At 74.0% G+C, this 17,420-nt stretch carries 20 protein-coding genes and 1 other RNA gene; 13 read left to right on the top strand and 8 right to left on the bottom strand.

Translation table 11 applies throughout. The features are described from left to right. Positions 1 to 13: 13 nt before the first annotated feature. The 6 genes from prfB (at position 14) to AFB00_RS05635 (ending at position 5,007) form a co-directional block, all read left to right on the top strand. Positions 14 to 1,117 carry a peptide chain release factor 2 gene (gene prfB / locus AFB00_RS05660; protein ID WP_068796345.1) on the top strand — a complete coding sequence of 368 codons (1,104 nt, stop codon included), beginning with the start codon at positions 14 to 16 and terminating at the stop codon, positions 1,115 to 1,117. Beyond that, the gene (locus tag AFB00_RS05655; RefSeq protein ID WP_068796344.1) at positions 1,114 to 1,863 is read left to right on the top strand and encodes a hypothetical protein; all 750 of its coding nucleotides are present in this window, start codon (positions 1,114 to 1,116) and stop codon (positions 1,861 to 1,863) included. The genes prfB and AFB00_RS05655 overlap by 4 nt, the downstream gene beginning before the upstream one ends. A 70-nt stretch (positions 1,864 to 1,933) precedes the next feature. After that, entirely contained in the window at positions 1,934 to 2,623 is a 690-nt protein-coding gene (gene ftsE, locus AFB00_RS05650) for a cell division ATP-binding protein FtsE (protein WP_068796343.1), read from the top strand. Further along, the gene (gene ftsX, locus AFB00_RS05645) at positions 2,624 to 3,526 is read left to right on the top strand and encodes a permease-like cell division protein FtsX (RefSeq protein WP_068796342.1); all 903 of its coding nucleotides are present in this window, start codon (positions 2,624 to 2,626) and stop codon (positions 3,524 to 3,526) included. Between the two features lie 48 nt (positions 3,527 to 3,574). Beyond that, a complete protein-coding gene (gene smpB, locus AFB00_RS05640; protein WP_068796341.1) occupies positions 3,575 to 4,060 on the top strand; it encodes an SsrA-binding protein SmpB in 486 nt (161 codons plus the stop codon). Positions 4,061 to 4,083: 23 nt separating this feature from the next. After that, positions 4,084 to 5,007: an amidohydrolase family protein gene (locus AFB00_RS05635; RefSeq protein WP_068796340.1), complete on the top strand. Its 924-nt coding sequence runs from the start codon at positions 4,084 to 4,086 to the stop codon at positions 5,005 to 5,007. A 4-nt stretch (positions 5,008 to 5,011) separates the two neighbouring features. Here AFB00_RS05635 and AFB00_RS05630 read toward each other — a convergent pair whose 3' ends face one another. The 3 genes from AFB00_RS05630 to AFB00_RS05620 are packed head-to-tail and all read right to left on the bottom strand — an operon-like array spanning position 5,012 to position 7,521. After that, on the bottom strand, positions 5,012 to 5,593 hold the full coding sequence (locus AFB00_RS05630; RefSeq protein ID WP_231974237.1) for a TetR/AcrR family transcriptional regulator: 582 nt from the start codon (positions 5,591 to 5,593) through the stop codon (positions 5,012 to 5,014). A 25-nt stretch (positions 5,594 to 5,618) separates the two neighbouring features. After that, entirely contained in the window at positions 5,619 to 6,497 is an 879-nt protein-coding gene (locus AFB00_RS05625) for an LLM class flavin-dependent oxidoreductase (RefSeq protein ID WP_068796338.1), read from the bottom strand. A gap of 4 nt (positions 6,498 to 6,501) precedes the next feature. Continuing rightward, entirely contained in the window at positions 6,502 to 7,521 is a 1,020-nt protein-coding gene (locus AFB00_RS05620; protein ID WP_068796337.1) for an aldo/keto reductase, read from the bottom strand. A gap of 195 nt (positions 7,522 to 7,716) precedes the next feature. Here AFB00_RS05620 and AFB00_RS05615 point away from each other — a divergent pair, with 195 nt between their 5' ends. Beyond that, a complete protein-coding gene (locus AFB00_RS05615; protein WP_068800034.1) occupies positions 7,717 to 8,958 on the top strand; it encodes a saccharopine dehydrogenase family protein in 1,242 nt (413 codons plus the stop codon). 81 nt (positions 8,959 to 9,039) lie between these two features. Beyond that, positions 9,040 to 9,434, top strand: a transfer-messenger RNA (tmRNA) gene (ssrA, locus tag AFB00_RS05610). A 118-nt stretch (positions 9,435 to 9,552) separates the two neighbouring features. Here ssrA and AFB00_RS05605 read toward each other — a convergent pair. From AFB00_RS05605 to AFB00_RS05590, 4 genes are read right to left on the bottom strand one after another with little or no spacing between them, the layout of a single operon-like run. Next, positions 9,553 to 10,209 carry a cyclase family protein gene (locus tag AFB00_RS05605; protein WP_083275300.1) on the bottom strand — a complete coding sequence of 219 codons (657 nt, stop codon included), beginning with the start codon at positions 10,207 to 10,209 and terminating at the stop codon, positions 9,553 to 9,555. A gap of 28 nt (positions 10,210 to 10,237) precedes the next feature. Continuing rightward, positions 10,238 to 10,693 carry a nitroreductase/quinone reductase family protein gene (locus AFB00_RS05600; RefSeq protein ID WP_068796336.1) on the bottom strand — a complete coding sequence of 152 codons (456 nt, stop codon included), beginning with the start codon at positions 10,691 to 10,693 and terminating at the stop codon, positions 10,238 to 10,240. After that, positions 10,690 to 11,709: an alcohol dehydrogenase catalytic domain-containing protein gene (locus AFB00_RS05595; protein WP_068796335.1), complete on the bottom strand. Its 1,020-nt coding sequence runs from the start codon at positions 11,707 to 11,709 to the stop codon at positions 10,690 to 10,692. Before AFB00_RS05595 ends, AFB00_RS05600 begins: the two co-directional genes overlap by 4 nt. Further along, positions 11,709 to 12,302, bottom strand: a complete 594-nt coding sequence (locus AFB00_RS05590) for an NADPH-dependent F420 reductase (protein ID WP_068796334.1) — start codon at positions 12,300 to 12,302, stop codon at positions 11,709 to 11,711. Before AFB00_RS05590 ends, AFB00_RS05595 begins: the two co-directional genes overlap by 1 nt. Positions 12,303 to 12,452: 150 nt before the next feature. Here AFB00_RS05590 and AFB00_RS05585 point away from each other — a divergent pair, with 150 nt between their 5' ends. After that, positions 12,453 to 13,064, top strand: a complete 612-nt coding sequence (locus tag AFB00_RS05585; protein ID WP_231974235.1) for a TetR/AcrR family transcriptional regulator — start codon at positions 12,453 to 12,455, stop codon at positions 13,062 to 13,064. 114 nt (positions 13,065 to 13,178) lie between these two features. Here the strand turns inward: AFB00_RS05585 and AFB00_RS05580 are convergent, their stop codons facing one another. Then, entirely contained in the window at positions 13,179 to 14,477 is a 1,299-nt protein-coding gene (locus AFB00_RS05580) for an alpha/beta hydrolase (protein ID WP_068796332.1), read from the bottom strand. A 128-nt stretch (positions 14,478 to 14,605) separates the two neighbouring features. Between AFB00_RS05580 and AFB00_RS05575 the strand changes: the two genes are divergently transcribed. The 4 genes from AFB00_RS05575 to AFB00_RS05560 all read left to right on the top strand — a co-directional run bounded on the left by AFB00_RS05575 (position 14,606) and on the right by AFB00_RS05560 (position 17,404). Then, positions 14,606 to 15,076: a MarR family winged helix-turn-helix transcriptional regulator gene (locus tag AFB00_RS05575; protein WP_156819397.1), complete on the top strand. Its 471-nt coding sequence runs from the start codon at positions 14,606 to 14,608 to the stop codon at positions 15,074 to 15,076. Between the two features lie 95 nt (positions 15,077 to 15,171). Beyond that, positions 15,172 to 15,363, top strand: coding sequence for a ferredoxin (locus AFB00_RS05570; RefSeq protein WP_068796330.1), 192 nt, complete (start codon positions 15,172 to 15,174; stop codon positions 15,361 to 15,363). A 44-nt stretch (positions 15,364 to 15,407) separates the two neighbouring features. Continuing rightward, a complete protein-coding gene (locus AFB00_RS05565) occupies positions 15,408 to 16,910 on the top strand; it encodes a cryptochrome/photolyase family protein (RefSeq protein ID WP_068796329.1) in 1,503 nt (500 codons plus the stop codon). A gap of 23 nt (positions 16,911 to 16,933) precedes the next feature. Next, positions 16,934 to 17,404, top strand: coding sequence for a MauE/DoxX family redox-associated membrane protein (locus AFB00_RS05560; protein WP_068796328.1), 471 nt, complete (start codon positions 16,934 to 16,936; stop codon positions 17,402 to 17,404). Positions 17,405 to 17,420: the final 16 nt, after the last annotated feature.

Here is a 17,420-nt window from a genome sequence, read left to right as displayed (position 1 = left end):
ACCCTCGGTCGGCGTGAACCCCGACGTCCAGGCCGACCTGAAGGACCTCGACACCACGCTGTCCAGCATCGAGGCCGTCGCCGACGTGCCCCGGCTCCGGCAGGAGATCGAGGAGCTGTCCGAGCAGGCCGGCCGGCCGGACCTGTGGGACGACGTCGACGCCGCCCAGCAGATCACCAGCCGGCTCGCGCACGCCCAGGGCGAGCTGCGCAGGCTCGACGACCTGCGCCGCCGGCTGGACGACGTCCCGGTGCTCTACGAGCTCGCCGAGGACGAGGGCGACGCCGCCGCGACCGCCGACGCCGACGCCGAGCGGGCGAAGCTGCGCACCGAGATCGCCTCGCTGGAGGTCCGGACCCTGCTGTCGGGGGAGTACGACCAGCGCGAGGCGCTGGTGACCATCCGGGCCGAGGCCGGTGGCGTCGACGCCGCGGACTTCGCCGAGATGCTGCTGCGGATGTACCTGCGCTGGGCCGAGCGGCACGGCTACGGGACCGACGTCTTCGAGACGTCCTACGCCGAGGAGGCCGGCATCAAGTCGGCCACCTTCGCCGTCCACACGCCGTACGCGTTCGGCACCCTCTCGGTCGAGGCGGGCACCCACCGGCTGGTGCGGATCTCGCCCTTCGACAACCAGGGCCGGCGCCAGACGTCGTTCGCCGGGGTCGAGGTGGCGCCGGTCGTCGAGGTCTCCGACCACGTCGAGATCGACGAGAAGGACCTGCGGGTCGACGTGTTCCGGGCGTCCGGGCCGGGCGGCCAGGGCGTCAACACGACCGACTCCGCGGTCCGGCTGACCCACCTCCCGACCGGGATCGTGGTGGCCTGCCAGAACGAGCGCTCGCAGCTGCAGAACAAGGCGTCGGCGATGACGGTGCTGCAGGCCAAGCTGCTGGAGCGGCGCCGGCAGGAGGAGCGCGAGCTGCGTGACTCCTTCAAGGAGGCCGGCTCGTCCTGGGGCAACCAGATGCGCAACTACGTGCTGCACCCGTACCAGCAGGTCAAGGACCTGCGGAACGGGCACGAGGTGAACAACCCGTCGACCGTGCTGGACGGCGAGATCGACGAGTTCATCGAGGCCGGGATCCGCTGGCGCAAGCAGTCCGAGGCGTCGTGACCCGATCTGCGGCGCTGCTCGCGGCCGTGCTCGTGCTGGTGCTGACCGCCTGCACCGGCGGTGGCGAGCCCGCGGCCCCGCCGCCCGCCCCGGCCCCCGCGGCCGGTGCGGCGGCCGAGCCGGGTGCCGTCGGCGCCGCGGTGCGGAAGCTGGCCGACGCCGGGTCCGCCCGGCTGACCGTCGACCTCGTGGGCCCGACCGGGCCGATCCGGGCCACCGGTCCGGCCCGGTTCGACCCGTTCGCGACCGAGCTGTCGGTGACGCTGGGCAGCCGCGAGGCCCGGGTCCGCGCCGTCGGCCCGGACGCCTGGGTCCGCTTCGGCGACGCGACGGACTGGCAGCCGCTGGCGCCGGGACTGCTGCCGGTCGGCGCGGTGTCCGGGGCGTTGCAGGCGGCGTCCGGCCTGCGCGACGTGACCGAGCAGCCGGGCGCGGCCGACGTCGACGGCGTGCCCGCCGTCCGGCACACCGGCACCGTGGACCTGACCGCGGCCCGCGCCGCCGTCGACCCGGCCGCGGCGACCCGGCTCGACGAGCTGGCCGGGCTGGTCTCGCCGACCCCGCGGTTCACCGCGTGGCTCGGCGCCCGGACCGCGGAGCCCGCGGACCGGGACCGGCTGCTGCGCCTGATCCTGGAGCCGGTCGCGCCCGCCGAGGACACCCGCGACGCCGACGCCGCCGGGGTGGGGGCGCTGACCGTGACCTTCGCCGAGCCGGGCGTCGAGGTCCGGGTCGCGGCCCCCTGACCGCTCCGGATCCGCTCCGTGGGCGTGTCGTCACGGGCCGTGCACACCGACGGCGGTACCGTCCCGCTCCGTGATCGAGCTGCGGGACGTGACCAAGCGTTACCCGGCGTCCGGGCGCCCGGCGCTCGACCGGGTGTCCGCGACGGTCGGGCCCGGCGAGTTCGTGTTCCTCATCGGACCGTCCGGGTCGGGCAAGTCCACCCTGCTGCGGTTGCTGCTCCGCGAGGACCTCGCGACGTCCGGCACGATCCGGGTGGACGGGCTCGACCTGGCCCGGCTGCCCCGGCGCAGGGTCCCGAAGCTGCGCCAGCGGATCGGCTGCGTGTTCCAGGACTTCCGGCTGCTGCCCAAGCGGACCGTCGCCGGCAACGTCGCCTTCGCGCTGGAGGTGCTGGGCCGCAAGCGGTCCGAGATCGCCGTCGCGGTCCCCGAGCTGCTGGAGATGGTGGGCCTGCAGGGCAAGGCCGAACGGATGCCGCACGAGCTCTCCGGCGGTGAGCAGCAGCGGGTGGCGATCGCCAGGGCGTCGGTCAACCGGCCGCCGCTGCTGCTGGCCGACGAGCCGACCGGGAACCTCGATCCCGAGACGAGCCGGGAGATCATGCAGGTGCTGGAACGGATCAACCGCGGCGGGACCACGGTGCTGATGGCCACCCACGACGACTCCATCGTGGACGCGATGCGGCGCCGGGTGATCGAGCTGGCCGACGGCACCGTCCGCCGGGACGAGGCCCGCGCCGTGTACGGGGCGGGCCGGTAGATGCGGCCCGCACTGCTCACCCGGGAGGTCTCCTCCGGGCTGCGCCGCAACGTGACCATGACCCTCGCCATGGTGCTGACCACCGTGGTCACCCTGATGTCGGTGGGCGCGGGGCTGCTGGTGCTGCGCACGATCGACGACATCTCCGCCCTCTACACCGACCGGCTGGAGATCCAGGTCGCGCTGACCGCCGACGTCTCCGACACCGATCCCGACTGCAGCAGCCCCACCTGCGCGTCGCTGGGGGCCGCGCTCCGGTCCGCACCGGGGGTCGGCGAGGTGACCTTCGAGTCCCAGCAGCAGGCCTACGCGCGGTTCCGCGAGCTGTTCGCGGGGGAGTCGGTCGCCGACATCGCCCGCCCGCAGTCGCTCCCGGCCACGTTGCGGGTCTCGCTGACCGACCAGCAGGGCGGCGCCGCCGCGGCGGCCGCCGCCGTCGAGGGACGGCCGGGGGTGCGCGGGGTGATCGACCAGCGCGACGTCGTCGGCACCCTGTTCGACTTCCTGAACGGCGTGCGGAACGTGGCGTTCGCGCTGGCCGTCGTGCAGGCGATCGCCGCGGTGCTGCTCATCTCGAACACCGTGCAGCTCTCCGCGTTCACCCGGCGCACGGAGGTCGGGGTGATGCGGCTGGTCGGTGCCACCCGGTGGACCACCCAGCTCCCGTTCCTGGTCGAGGCGGCGATCGCCGGTGCGGTCGGCGGCGCGCTCGCCGGGATCGGCCTGATCGCGGCGAAGTACGCCGTCGTCGACGACCTGCTCGCGGCGATCGGCCAGGCCGGGGTGATCCCGCCGGTCCGGCTGGCCGACGTCGCGCTGGTCTCGGTGGCACTCGTCGGGGTGGGCGGGGTCGTCGCCGGGATCACCGGGTACGTGACCCTGCGGGCCTACGTGAAGGTCTGACCCCCGCGGCTCCGATTCCCGGTGGCGCGGCGCGGGTAGGCTGGCACCGTGAAGGAACAGGGCCGGAAGGTGATCGCACAGAACCGCCGTGCCCGGCACGACTACGCGATCCTGGAGGAGTTCGAGGCCGGGGTCGCGCTCAAGGGCACCGAGGTGAAGAGCCTCCGGCTCGGCCGGGCGTCGCTGGTGGACGCGTTCGCCACGATCGACGACGGGGAGATCTTCCTCCGCAACCTGCACATCCCCGAGTACGTGCGGGGCAGCTGGACCAACCACGAGCCGCGACGCACCCGCAAGCTGCTGCTGCACCGGGGCGAGATCGACCGGCTGATGGGCAAGACCCGCGAGGGCGGACTGACCCTGGTGCCGCTGTCGCTGTACTTCAACGACGGCAAGGTCAAGTGCGAGATCGCGCTCGCCAAGGGCAAGAAGGACTACGACAAGCGCCAGGACCTGGCCAAGAAGGACGCGCAGCGGGAGATGGCGCGCGCCGTCGGCCGTGCCGCGAAGGGGCGCGCCCGCGAGCTGCGCTGAGCCGCCCGGCCTAGGGTGGGGGCGTGGATCTCCCCGCGCCACCCCGGTCCGACGCCGACGTCCCGCGCTGGACCGCCGAGCTGGGCCTTCCCGGCCTGGTCGACGTGCACGTGCACTTCCTTCCCGAGCGGATGCTGGACAAGGTCTGGGCGTACTTCGACCGGGCCGCCGAGCACTACGGGATGGCCTGGCCGGTGCAGTACCGGCTGTCCGAGGCCGAGCGGTACGCGACGCTGGAGGAGCTCGGCGTGCTCCGCTTCGCGCCGCTGACCTACCCGCACAAGCCCGGCATGGCGCAGTGGCTGACCGGCTGGGCCGGTGAGTTCGCCGACGCCCACCCACGCGCCGTGCGGACCGCCACGCTGTACCCGGAGCCGTCGGTCGCCGGCTATCTCGGGCGTGCGGTCGAGGACGGCGCGCGGCTGGTGAAGGTGCACGTCCAGATCGGCGGCTTCGATCCCCGGGACCCGCTGCTGCGCGACGCCTGGGGGCTGCTCGCCGACGCCGGGATCCCGGCCGTCGTGCACTGCGGGGACGGGCCGATCCCCGGCGAGCACACCGGGCTCGGGATCTTCGCCGAGGTGCTCGCCGCGCACCCGGAACTGCCGGTCGTGCTCGCGCACGCCGGGATGCCGGACTTCCGCGGCGCGCTGGAGCTGCTGGACCGCTTCCCGAACCTGGTGCTGGACACGACGATGGTCGGCACCGCGTTCAGCGAGCGGTTCGCGCCGCTGCCGCCGGACTGGCCGGCCCGCCTCGCCGGGTACCCGGGCCGGATCGTGCTCGGGACCGACTTCCCGAACATCCCCTACCCCTACGCCGAGCAGCTGGCGGCGATCCACGGGTGGGCGGCGGCCGATGAGCGGCTGGGCCGGGACTTCCTGCGGTCGGTGCTGTACGAGGCCCCGGCCCGGGTGCTGGGCCTGGGCACCGGTCCGCTCGCCTGACCGGTCACCCCTCGGGCGGCACCGTCAGCCCGGCGATCAGGACGGCGACCGCACGGCGGGGGTCGTAGCGCTCGTCGTCGTGCCCGCCGATGCACAGGTTCCCGATCGAGCGCAGGAACTCGTACGCCGTGACGTCCGGGCGGGCGATCTCACCCGCCCCGGCGGCCGCGGCGAGCAGCCCGTCGCACACCGGGACCAGCCGGTCGAGGAAGTAGGCGTGCAGGGCGTCGCCCTGGCCGAGCGCGCTCGGCAGCCCGTGCTTGGTCGCCAGGAAGTCGACGAACCGGTCGGCCCAGCGCGTCAGGGCGACCAGCGGGCTCGGCTCCGCCGCGAGCAGGGCCGGGCCGGCCTCGGCGCAGGAGTCCACCTGGTGCCGGTAGACGGCCACGAGGAGGTCCGCCCGGCTCGGGAAGTGCCGGTAGACGGTGCCGACACCGACCCCGGCGCGGGCCGCGACGTCCCGCACCGGCGCGTCGACGCCGGACGCCGCGAACGCCGCGGCCGCCGCGTCCAGCAGCGCCTTCTCGTTGCGCCGCACGTCCGCGCGCCGGACGGGAGCGTCACCGTCACCCACTGCTGCGCCCACGTCCGCTCCTCGGCCGCCGTGTCCCCTACCCCCAGAGGGTCGCATCCCCGATGACGTCGTCGACGAGGCGGTGCACGACCCGGTCCGGCCACGGCGGCGGCAGGATCAGCACGATGTGGGTGAACCCGGCGTCGACGGCGGCCGCGACGGCCGAGCGGGTCGCGCCCGGGTCGGCGGGCGGGGCGGCGAGCGCGATCGAGCGGGTGATCTCCGCGGGATCGCGTCCGATCTCGGCGCAGTAGCGGTCGAGCAGGGCGCTCCGCCCGGCCGCGTCGGCGACGCCGTGGTCACCGGGGACGTTCCACAGGTCGGCGTGCTCGGCGGCGACCCGCAGCGTCCGGGACCCCCGCCCGCCGACGAGGATCGGCGGGTGCGGCCGCTGGACCGGCCGAGGCGATCCGACGGCGCCGCGGAGCCGGACGTGGTCGCCGTCGAAGTCGAACGGCTCGGTCGCCGTCCACAGGCGCCGGATCACGGTGCACGCCTCGGCCAGCGCGTCGACCGAGTCGCCGAAGTCGGCGTACGGCAGGCCGTGGCCGTCGTACTCGAGGCGGGCGAGCGGGTGGCTCGGCCGGGACCCGGCCCCGATCCCGAGATCGAGCCGCCCGCCGGAGACGACGTCGACGGTGGTGGCGATCTTGGCGAGCATCGCCGGTGGGCGGAACCGGTTGCTGGTGACCATGACCCCGAGCCGGAGCCGCTCGGTGAGCGCGGCCAGCGCGGAGAGCAGGGTCCAGCCCTCGAACGCCGGCCCGGCCGGGTCGCCGCCGATCGGCATGAGGTGGTCGAAGACCCAGGCGTGCTCGATCTGCCCGAGCGCGTCGGCCTCCCGCCACACCCGCAGGACATCGGCGTACTCGACGTGCATCGGCGGGGTCATCACCCCGAAGCTGACGGGTGCCATCGCGTCACCGCCGCCGCAGGGCGGGGTCGGTGAGCGCGGGGGCGACCGCGTTCTTCTCCGCCGCGGCCAGATCGGTCCCCGGCGCGACGATCGCGTCGATCGCGTCGAGGACGTCGTCGGTCAGGACGGTGCCTGCGGCCGCGAGCTGGGAGTCGAGGTGCTCGGGGGTGCGGGGCCCGATCAGCGCGCTCGTCACGCCGGGGTGCGCGGTGACGAACCCGAGCGCCAGCTGGATCATCGTGAACCCGGCCTGCCCGGCCAGCTCCGCCAGCTGCTCCACGGCCTCCTGCTTGGCCGCGTTGGCCGGGACGTCGGTGTCGAAGCGCTGCGGCATGAGCCCGGAGCGGCTGGTGGTCCGCTCGCGACCGGCGCGGACCGCGCCGGAGAGCCAGCCCGACGCGAGCGGGCTCCAGGTCAGGACGCCGAGCCCGTGCTGCTCGGCCACCGGCAGGACCGCGGCCTCGGCGCCGCGCTGCAGGATCGAGTAGTTCGGCTGCTCGCTGACGAACCGGCCCAGCCGGTGCTCGCGGGCCGCCCACTGCGCCTCGACGATGCGGTGGGCCGGGTACTCCGAGGTGCCGAAGTGACCGATCTTGCCGGCCCGCTGCAGGTCGGTCAGCGCGGCCAGGGTCTCCTCGTCGCTCGTGGCCGGGTCCCACCGGTGCACCTGGTAGAGGTCGATGTGGTCGACGCCGAGGCGGCGCAGGCTCGCCTCCACGGCGCGGGTCAGGTAGCGGCGCGAACCTCCCTTCGCGTTCGGGTCGTCGCCGGTCGGCAGGCCGGCCTTGCTCGCGAGGACGACGTCGTCGCGGCGCCCGGCGATCGCGGCGCCGAGCAGCTCCTCGGACTGGCCGCCGGAGTACACGTCCGCGGTGTCGATCAGGTTGATCCCGGCGGCGAGCGCGGTGTCGACCAGCGAGACGACCTCGTCCCGGCCGGTGCGCCCGAGCGCGCCGAAGTTCATCGTGCCCAGCCCCAGGGTGCTGACCTGCACCCCGGTGCGTCCCAGTGCGCGGTACCGCATCGGCCCGGCTCCTTCCCGTGACGTGACAGTGAAACGGAACAACGTTCCGCAGACGACTGTACGGAACCATGTTCCGGTTTCGCTACCGGGGTCCGCGCCCGTGCTCCGTCCGGACGGTCGCGCGGCCGGATCCCGGGTATGTTCCGGCCGTCCGGACCGGGCGCCGCCCGGTCGGCCGACGTGCGAGGAGGACCCGTGGCGCGACCCCGGAACGATCCGGACGGCCCGGTCGACATAGCCGTGCACGGCGCGACCGGTTTCGTGGGGGCGCTGACCGCGCACTACCTGGCCGAGCACGCCCCGACCGGGGTCCGGATCGCGCTGTCCGGCCGGTCCGAGGCCCGGCTGCTGGCGGCCCGTGCCGCGCTGCCGGCGAGCGCGCAGGACTGGCCGCTGATCGTCACCGACTCCGCGGACCCGGCGGCGACCGACCGGCTGGCGGCCGCCGCCCGCGTCGTCCTGAGCACGGTCGGGCCGTACGCCCGGTACGGCCGCGAGCTGGTCGCGTCCTGCGCCGGGGCGGGCACCCACTACGCGGACCTGAGCGGCGAGGTCCTGTTCGTCCGGGACGCGATCGACCGCTGCCACGGGATCGCCGAGTCGACCGGGGCCCGGATCGTGCACTCCTGCGGCTACGACTCGATCCCGTCGGACCTGGGGGTGTGGCTCGCCCACACCGCGGCCGAGGCCGACGACGCCGGCGGTCTCACCGAGGTCCGGACGGTCGCGACCATGCGCGGCGGGTTCTCCGGCGGCACGGTCGACTCGGTGCGCGGACAGCTCGACACCGTGCGCACGGACCGGGTGCAGCGCCGGCTGGCGGCCGACCCGCACGCGCTGAGCCCGGACCGCGTGACCGAACCGACGCCGTCGCAGCCGTCCGACGTGCCGGCGCCCACCCGGCTCGACGACGGCACCTGGACCGCGCCGTTCCTCATGGCGTCCTACAACACGCGGGTGGTGCGCCGCTCGAACGCGCTGCTCGGGCACGCCTACGGCCGCGGCCTGCGCTACGGCGAGCTGCAGGGCTGCGGCCGCGGCATCGCCGGAGCCGCGACGGCCGCCGGGGTCACCGGCGGGCTCGGGCTGCTCGTCGGTGCGCTCGCGCTGCCCCCGGTCCGCCCGCTGGCCGACCGGCTGCTCCCGGCGCCGGGGACCGGGCCGTCGGAACGCGCCCGGGCCCGCGGGTGGTTCCGGATGGACGTGCGGGCGACGACCGGGTCCGGCCGGCGCTACCGGGCGCGGGTCGGCGGTCCGGGTGATCCCGGGTACGCCGCCACCGCCGTGATGTTCGGCGAGAGCGGCCTCGCGCTGGCGCTGGGCGGACCGGAGCTGCCCGACCGCGCCGGGTGTCTCACCCCGGCGACGGCGCTGGGCGGGGTCCTCGTCGACCGGCTCCGGGCGGCGGGGCACACCTACGAGGTGGAACCGGAATGATCGGCGGCGGCTCGGGCGTTATGCTGGTGGTCCGCGCGGGTGACTGCCCGGGCGGAGCACAGGTGGATGCCTACCTGACCAGGGGGTGAACGGTTTCGACTCCGATCGTTGATCGAGGTGAAGCGTGCCGAGGAAGGCGACGATGATCTCGTTAACCATGCGTCGCAAAAAAATAAGTGCCGACAACAGTCGCACTGTCCCGGCTCAGGCTGCCAAGAGCGACTTCGCTCTCGCTGCCTGATCCAGTAAGGGACTGTCGGTCCGGAGGCGTTCCCGCTCCGGATCCCGGCATCATTTAGGGAACTCACCCTGCGGTTCGGCCGCGGAGACGCAGGGGACACCGAACAGCGGCTGGGATCGTCACACCGGCTCGTCCGCGTGACCGGTGGATCCGAGTAGAGACAGAGCGGACTGCGCACGGAGAAGCCCTCGTGAACCGACGGAGGACCCGGGTTCGATTCCCGGCACCTCCACCACCTCGGGAGAGCCCCGGCACCGACGGTGCCGGGGCTCTCCGCTGTCCGGGGGTCGTCGAGTCCTGAGCACCCGGCCGGGCCGCCGGCCTGCACGGCGTCCGGGTTCGGGTCCGCCCGCTCAGCCGACCACGGCGAAGGCCCGCACCGGGAAGGTCGCCAGACCCTGGATCGCGGGTGGGACCGCACTGAAGACGGCGCCGCGTCCGGGCAGCCCGGCCAGCGCCGTGAGGTGCTCGACGACGGGGATGTCGGCGGCGAGCAGAACACTGTGCGCGGGACGGGCCCCGCCCACGGTGTCGTCGATGTTGACCGAGTCGATCCCGACCAGGACGGCGCCGTGCCCGACCAGGTGGTGCGCGCCGGCCTCGGTGAGGTGGGGGTGACGCGGGTCGCCGTAGCGGTCGGTGCCCCAGTGCCGGTCCCAGCCGGTGTGCAGCAGCACCGCGCACCCCTCGACGTCGGCCGGCAGGTTCTCGGGCCCGATCTCGTGCCCGTCGGTCCCGGCGAGGCCGACGACGACGGCCGGGAGGCCGGCGCAGCGTTCGAGAGGGAGCCCGGACAGGTCGTGGCCGCCGCGGTAGCGGTGAGCCGGGGTGTCGAGATAGGTCCCGGTGTTGGCGACCATCGAGATGCGCCCGATCGCGAACTCGGTGTCCGGCGCGTAGCGATCCCGGGAGGCCTCGAAGCTGAGGTGATCCTCGATCCGGGGTCCCGGCAGGCCGGGGTAGGTCGTCATGCCGGCGACGATCGGATGGCTCAGGTCGATCAGGGTCACGCCGACGATCGTCGCCCACCTGCGGGCGTCAGCTCCCGGCGGGCTCTAGCAGGACCAGCGGGACCTCGCGGGCCCCGGCCGCGCGCTCGCGAAACCCCGCGAAGAACGGGTAGAGCTCGTCGGCGTAGGCGATCCAGTCCGCCCGCTCGTCGCCCTCGCTGACCCGGGCGGTCATCAGCGAGCGGACGGCGCCGTCCTGCACCTGCACCGTCGGATGGGCGAGCAGGTTGTGGAACCAGCCCGGGTTGCGGGCCCGGCCGCCGGCCGAGGCGCCGATGGCGTAGACCCCGTCGCGCTCGATGCGCATCAGGGCGACCTTGCGCAGCTTGCCCGAACGCGCCCCGCGCACGGTCAGCACGATCACCGGACCGTCGAGCATCGTCGCGCCCTCGCGGCCGTCGGTGCGCTCGTAGAGCGCGACCTGGTCCCGGGTGCCCGGGTCGGAGCTGGGGACGTACTCGCCGTCGAGCAGGTCGGGTGTCATGTGGAGGTTCCTTCCTCGGAGGGGACGGCGATCACGGTCTTGCCGACGGTCCGGCCGGTCTCGACGAGCGCGTGTGCGGCCCGCATGGTGTCGACGGTCAGCCCGTCGAGCGTGGTGGTGACGATCGGGCGCAGCCGTCCCGCGGCCGCGTCGATCGCCGACCGGGCGAGGATCTCCCCCTGGCGCCCGGCGTCGCCGCCGTCGACGATCCGGCTGAACACCATCTCGGCGTGCAGCGACAGCGACTTCCCGGCGAACGCGTCCAGGTCCAGCGGGCCGGGGGAGTCCACGAAGGCCAGGTGGCCGAAGGGGCGCAGCACCTCGACGATCGACGCGGCGTGTCCGCCGGTGCCCGCCGTCGAGAGCACCATGTCGACGGTGCCGATCCCGGCTGCGCGCAGCTGAGTGGCCAGGTCGCCGCGATGGTCGACGACGAGGTGGGCGCCCATCGCGGCGGTCCACTCCCGCGACTCGGGCCGTGAGGCGGTGCCGATCACGAACGCCGGCGTCCGCGTCCGGAGCAGCTGGATCGCCGCCGAGCCCACACCGCCCGCCCCGCCGAGGACCAGGACGGTCCCGACCCCGGCGGGCAGGGCGTCCTGGTCGCGGAAGAGCGCCTCGGTGGCGGTGAGGACCCCGATCGGCAGGGACGCGGCGTCGACGAACGTCAGCTCGTCGGGGATCGCGGCGACGACCCGGTGGTCCACCGCGACGCGCTCGGCCCAGCTGCCGTCGCGGGTGATGTCGCCGGTGCCCAGCACCCGGTCCCCGATCCCGAACCCGGTGGCCGCCGGTCCGGCCGCGACGACGACCCCGGCGAACTCCCAGCCCAGGACGAGCCGGCCGCCGGGTCCGGCGCTGCGGGTGCGCCGGATCGCGGCCTCACCGGGGTTGACGCCGATCGCGCGGACCTCGACCAGCAGGTCGCCGTCGCGCAGCACCGGCTCGTCGACGTCGACGAGGTCGACGGCGAAGGCGTCGAGGGTGTGCGCCGTCCGGTAGGCGAGCGCCCGCATCAGTCCTGCCTCAGGGCGTGCAGGGCCGAGAGCGGGCCGCCGATCTGCATCGCCCGGCCGCCCTCGCGCAGCGGACCGGCGTCCACCGCGGCGAAGCCGATGCTCTCGGCGAGACCGTGGAACGTGGCCTTGGCGCCGGTGTCGTCGCCGGCGTAGAAGAGCAGCTGCCTGCCGTCCGGGTGCCGGGGATCGGCCGCGATGTACTGCGCGTACAGGGTGTTGAACGCCTTGACCACGTGCGCGCCCGGTGCCCGGCTCGCGACGAACTCGCTCGGCGTCGTGATCCCGGGACCGGCGTCGAGCGGCGGCTCCGGTTCCCGGTTGGTCGTGTCGACGAGGATGCGGCCGTCCCACGGCGGCAGCCCGTCCAGCGCCTCGCCGACCCGCGGCCACGGCACGGTGAGGAACACCAGGTCGGCGGCCGCGGCCTCCTCGATCGTGACCGCGCGCGCCGACGGTCCCAGCCGGGTCACGACGTCGCGCAACGTGTCCGGGCCGCGGCTGTTGCTCAGGCGCACCGGGTGACCCGCTGCGACGAGGTGACCGGCGATGGCCTGCGCGACCACTCCGGCACCGATGATTCCGATCTCCACGGGGACTCCCGGATCCGATTGATGACGATTGACATCAAAAAACTCCGGCGGTCGGCGGGGCCTGTCAAGCGCCGGGATCGTCGCGAACGGGTACTTTGATGGTGGATATCATCGAAAATGGCTGGGCAGGGACCGGGGAAGGTGGTCGGTGTGCCGCGCATCACGCAGGAGCAGAAGCGGCTCAACCGCGAGCGGATCGTCGGCGCGGCGGGGGAGGGGTTCCGGCGCCGCGGCGTCGACGGCATCGGGATCGACGAGCTGATGAAGGCCGCCGGGATGACCCACGGGGGCTTCTACAACCACTTCGCGTCCAAGGACGACCTCGCCCTGGAGGTCCTGCACCAGGGCTTCACGGACTCGCTGGCCGAGCTCGACGCCATCCGCGCGGCGCACCCCGGTTCCGCCCGGGCGGCCCTGCACGACATGGTCGACCGGTACGTCGACGCCGGCCACCGTGACCGGCCCGAGCAGGGCTGTGCCTCGGCCGCCTTCGTCTCCGACACCGGCCGGCACGGGAGCGCGGCCCAGGCCGAGTACCGCCGGGGGCTCGACGGCTACCTGACCGCCATCGCGGACATGCTCACCGACCGCGAACGGGAGTCCGGCGGCGAGCTCGCCCCGGCCGAGGCCCGGGAACGGGCGGTGGCGCTGTTCAGCCAGATGGTCGGCGCGCTGCTGCTGTCCCGGGCCGTCGCCGATGCCGACCCGGACCTGTCGGACGAGGTGCTGGCGGCCAACCGCCGACGACTGACGGCCGGCTGAGGGCCGGCCGCGGACCGGAGGGCCGGGAACTGGGCGGCCTCCGTGTCCGGCCGGCCGGTCGGCCGTCCCGGCATCCGCAGCGGCGCGGTGGCCCGCCGGTCCTCGGGTCGGTCCTCAGTGGAGCCGCACCGCCCCGTGGCTGCTCGGTTGCCGGGCCGGCGTCCGTGCCGCCGTCAGGGCGGAGGGTGCGGCCCCGAGCCGCCACCGGGGATCGGCTGTGCCGTCGGTGGTCCGCCCGTCGCGGTGGACGAAGAACCGTTCGTCGCGCCCGGGGGTGTCGAACGTCCCGTCGAGCGCGCGGACGAGCCACTCCGCGCCGAAGGCGAACACCTCGGCGGCGGTGCCGCCGAGCGGGTGGAACTCGTCCTCGTAGACCCGCATCTCCTTGGGGGCGGTGATGCGTTCGTAGGTCGCCAGGGCGTCCTCGACCGGGGTCAGTTCGTCGAACTCCCCCAGGCCGAGCAGTACCGGCCGGGTGATCCGCGCGACCAGGTCGCCGAGCGGCATCCGCTGCGCGAGATCACGGTCGAACGCGGTCTCGTCGGTGTAGCCGGCCATGTACATGTAGTTGTTCTTGAAGCTCGGCTGGGCGCGCTCGAAGATCGTCTCGAAGTCGCCGGAGACGGCCTCGAACGCGGCCACGGCCCGCAGACTGTTGTCCGGCCGGGCCAGTGCGCGCAACGACCAGTAGCCGCTCATGCTGATCCCGAACATGCCGATCCGCTCGGCGTCGACCTCGTCGAGCCCGGCCAGGTGATCGGCGTAGGTCCCGATGGCGCGCTCGTAGTTGTCCAGCGTCACCGTGACGCCGCGAGCCCGTGTCTCGCCCTGGCCCGGCCCCTCGATCGACAGTGCCACCGCGCCCCGTGAGGTGTAGTACCGCTCGGCGGCGGCGATGTAGCCCTCCTTGATCATGTCCATGCCGGGCCCCAGGATGACCGCCGGGGCCCCGGTCACCGGAACGGCGGGAAGGTGCAGGAGGGCGAAGATCGTCCCGCCGTCGAAGGGCAGCTCGACCCTGCGGACCGTGTCGCCGCGCAGGCGTCCGACCCTGGCCACGCACTCGTCGCACCGCTCCCGGAGCGCGGTCTTGCGCGCGTCGCCCGGGTCCAGGACGGAGTACTGCGCCCGCCCGAACATGACGGCCGCACGCGCGTAGAGGTCCGAGGCCGTGCGCGCGTATCCGAGTCGCTCGTGGTGCTCGCCGCGCTCCTGGGCCTGTGCGGCGATGGTCGCCCACGCCTTGGGAAGCATCGCGCCGCTGCGGACGAGGGCGAAGACCTTGTCGAAATCGGCGGTGTCGTGGCCCAGCTGCTGCATCGTGCCCTTGGCCTCGGGGTGCAGTGCATCGAAGCCACCCTGGGCGAGCGCGATGTCCAGGGACCAGCTCTGCCCGGTCGACCGGATCGTCATGAGACCTCCTCTATTGATTAAGTACTTAGTCAATATAGCGCCGGTCGGACCCCCGAGCGCCGCGGCCGCATGAGACGTCGCCCACCCGAGCCGCCCCGTCACCGGGCGCTCTCGGGGAGGATGCGGTGGTGAGCGAACCGACCGGCGACCGGACCGACGACAGCCGTGCTGTCTCCGTCGCGGAGCTGACCCGAGCGGCCTACCGGCTCAGCGCGGCCGATGCGCGACTGCGCGGCCGGGCGACGAGGCGCGACGAGGCGCTCTCGCTCACGCACGCACGCACGCTGAAGGTGCTGGCCGAACACGGTCCGATGACGGTGGGCGAGCTGGCCGGCCATGTGGAGACCAGTGCCGCCGCCGTCACCCAGCTCGTGCACGGGCTCACCACCGCCGGTTTCGTCACCCGGGAGCGCACCGCCGCCGGCGACCGGCGTACGTCGATGGTCACGCTGACCGGAGCGGGTCTGCACCGCCACCGGGAACGCGAGACCGCACTCGCCGCCCGGCTGGGTGAGCTGCTCGCCGATCTCGACGGCGGGTCGATCGACGTGGCCGCCGCGGTCCTCACCCGGCTGGCCGCGCTCTACGACGAGCTCTGACCCCTCGCCGCCCGCCCCGGTCCACCGGGGCCCGCTCCCGGACCGGCCGCCCCGTCGTCACCCGTGCGACACCCCGTCGGTGGCATGCTGGTGTCATGCGCGTGACCGTGGACAAGGACCTCTGTATCGGCGCCGGGCAGTGCGTCGTGACCGCACCGGACGTCTTCGACCAGGACGACGACGGTCTGGTCGAGCTGCTGACCGACGCCCCCGCCGACACCGACCGGGAGGCGGTGAAGGAGGCCGAGCACGTGTGCCCGGCCCGGGTGATCAGCGTCGAGGGCTAGCCGGTCGGCGCGCGGCGCGGCCGCCCGGCCCCGACACTGGGCCGATGCCGCAGGACCGCAGCGCCCCGCTCTGGCTGTTCGCCGACCAGCTGGGACCGCACGTCTGGGACACCGACGAGTTCGCCGGCCGGGAGGTCGTGCTGGTCGAGTCCGAGCGTGCGCTGGCCCGCAAGCCGTTCCACCGGCAGAAGCTGCACCTGGTGCTGTCGGGCATGCGCCACCTCGCCGACGAGCTCGGTGACCGGGCCACCTACCTGCGGACCGGGACCTACCGGGAGGCGCTGGAGAAGGTCGGGCACCCGGTCGTCGTGCACCAGCCGACGTCGTTCCCGGCCTCGGACATGGTGCGGCGGTTCCGGTCCGACGGGCTGGTCTCCGAGATCCGCCCGACGCCGGCCTTCGCGCTCGGCAAGGACGAGTTCGACGAGTGGGCCGGGGACCGCGACACGTTCCGGATGGAGGACTTCTACCGGACCCAGCGGGAGCGCTTCGACGTCCTGATGGAGGGCACCGAGCCCGTCGGCGGGAAGTGGAACTACGACCACGACAACCGCGAGTCCCCGCCCAAGGGGGCAGGCACCCTCGACGTGAGGGCCCCGTGGCAGCCCCGCGAGGACGAGATCGACGACCGGGTCCGGGCCGATCTCGACCGCGCCGCGAAGGCCGGTACCCGGCCGACGGTCGGCGTCGACGGCCCGCGCCGGTTCGCGGTGACCCACGGCGAGGCGACGACGGCTCTGCGGCACTTCGTCCGGCACCGCCTGGACACCTTCGGCCCGTACGAGGACGCGGTGCTGGCGCAGGACTGGGCGATGGCGCACTCGCTGCTGTCGGTGCCGCTGAACCTCGGCGCGCTGCACCCGCTGGAGGCGGTCCGGGCCGCCGAGCGCGCCTACCACGACGGGACGGCCCGGCTGTCCAGCGTCGAGGGCTTCGTCCGGCAGGTGCTCGGCTGGCGCGAGTTCGTGTGGCAGCTGTACTGGCGGTTCGGCCGCGGCTACACCCGGCGCAACCACCTGCGGGCCCGCACCCCGCTGCCGGACTGGTGGTCGGACCTGGACGCCGACGCCGTCACCGCGCGGTGCCTGTCCTCGGCGCTGGCCGACGTCCGGGACCGCGGCTGGACCCACCACATCCCGCGGCTGATGATCCTCGGCAACCACGCCCTGCAGCGCGGCTACACCCCGGCCGAGGTGAACGCCTGGTTCGCGACGGCGTTCGTCGACGGGTTCGCCTGGGTCATGCCGCCGAACGTGATCGGGATGAGCCAGTACGCCGACGGCGGGGCGATGGTGACCAAGCCGTACTCCTCCGGCGGAGCCTACATCGACCGGATGACCGACTTCTGCTCCGGCTGCGCGTTCGACCCGAAGGTCCGGGTGGGCGAGAGGGCCTGCCCGTTCACCGCGGGGTACTGGCAGTTCGTGCACCGGCACCGGGAGCTGCACGCGTCGAACCACCGGACGGCGCGGGCGGTCGCGACGATGGACCGGTTGAGAGATCTGGACGCGCTGCTGGAGCAGGAGTCGGCGCGGGAGGAGTACTGAACCCCTCGCTAGGCTCTGCGGCCGTGACCACCGGCCGGCTGCTCGACCTCGTCGGCACCGTCGTGCGGCTCGGGCTCGCCGCGGTCTGGCTGGTCTCCGGGATCGGCAAGCTCGCCGACCCGCTGCAGGCGGCCGTCGCGGTGGACGCCTACCGGCTGCTGCCCCAGGCCGGGGTGAGCGCCGTCGCGACGATGCTGCCGCTGCTCGAACTCGCGCTGGGCGGGTTGCTGCTGCTCGGGATCGGGACCCGGCTGGCCGCGGTGGTGAGCGCGGTGCTGCTGCTCGCCTTCGTCGCCGGGCTGGTGCAGGCCTGGGCCAGGGGCCTGTCCATCGACTGCGGGTGCTTCGGTGGCGGCGGCCCGGTGCCGCCCGGCGAGGAGCAGTACCCGCTGACACTGCTGCGCGACGTCGGGTTCCTGGCGCTCGCGACGTGGCTGGTCATCCGGCCGCGCACGGTCGTCGCGGTCGACCGGGTGTGGGACGACGGATCGTAGGGGAGAGGAACGGACG

It is taken from the genome of Pseudonocardia sp. HH130630-07 (assembly GCF_001698125.1).
GTDB lineage: Bacteria > Actinomycetota > Actinomycetes > Mycobacteriales > Pseudonocardiaceae > Pseudonocardia.
Note: the sequence above shows the minus strand (reverse complement) of the source record. Positions and strands in the feature narration are given on the sequence as shown.